This is a genomic window from Arthrobacter sp. IK3 (genome assembly GCF_051337705.1).
GTDB classification, from domain to species: domain Bacteria; phylum Actinomycetota; class Actinomycetes; order Actinomycetales; family Micrococcaceae; genus Arthrobacter_B; species Arthrobacter_B koreensis.
This window is the reverse complement of record NZ_JBPPSW010000025.1, coordinates 1-420: the sequence shown is the minus strand read 5'-3', so window position 1 is coordinate 420 and position 420 is coordinate 1. Positions and strand designations below refer to the sequence as shown.

Below are 420 nucleotides of genomic sequence, written 5' to 3'. Positions count from 1 at the left end.
CAAAAACCACGGCATCCGCGTCATCGTCGACCTCGTCCCCAACCACTGCTCCGACCAGCACGCCCTCTTCCAGGCAGCACTCGCGGCACCCGCAAACTCCCCCGCCCGGGACATGTTCATCTTCCGCAACGGCACCGGCGAACACGGCGAAAACCCGCCGAACAACTGGCAGTCCCACTTCGGCGGACCCGCCTGGACCCGCGTCCGGAACCCCGACGGCACCCCCGGCCAGTGGTACCTGCACCTCTTCGACTCCTCCCAACCGGACTTCAACTGGGACAACCCCGCCGTCCACGACGAATTCGAACGCATCCTGCGCTTCTGGCTCGACCGCGGCGTCGGCGGCTTCCGCGTCGACGTCGCCCACGCCCTGATCAAAAAAAGCGGACTCCCGGACTGGGGCGGACGCGCCGACGGCGC

1 protein-coding gene is annotated in these 420 nt (G+C 67.9%); it reads left to right on the top strand.

Going from position 1 to position 420, the window contains the following annotated elements:
- Positions 1–420: alpha-amylase family glycosyl hydrolase (locus tag ACSLGO_RS18235; protein ID WP_436401646.1), on the top strand; the 420-nt coding region annotated here is incomplete at both ends.